This is a genomic window from Bacillus pretiosus, from assembly GCF_051294775.1.
In the GTDB taxonomy this organism is placed as follows: Bacteria; Bacillota; Bacilli; order Bacillales; family Bacillaceae_G; genus Bacillus_A; species Bacillus_A wiedmannii.
This window is the reverse complement of sequence record NZ_JBPPHF010000533.1, coordinates 1-284: the sequence shown is the minus strand read 5'-3', so window position 1 is coordinate 284 and position 284 is coordinate 1. Positions and strand designations below refer to the sequence as shown.

Annotated in this window: 1 pseudogene; it reads left to right on the top strand. The window is 33.8% G+C overall.

What is annotated here, in order from left to right:
• Positions 1–284, top strand: a pseudogene (locus ACSG5Z_RS32045) (DNA polymerase III subunit beta family protein); the annotation flags it as partial.

Sequence of the window (284 nt, the reverse complement as noted above, 5' to 3'; positions counted from 1 at the left end):
GTATATAACAGCGAATTAACTTGCATTGCTACAGATAGTCACAGGTTAGCTCTTCGAAAAGCAAAAATCGAAGGAATCGCAGATGAATTTCAAGCGAATGTTGTTATTCCAGGAAAAAGCTTAAATGAATTAAGCAAAATTCTAGATGAGTCTGAAGAAATGGTAGATATCGTTATTACGGAGTATCAAGTATTATTCCGTACAAAGCATTAATTATTCTTCTCAAGATTGTTAGAAGGTAATTATCCGGATACAACTCGTTTAATTCCAGCCGAAAGTAAAAC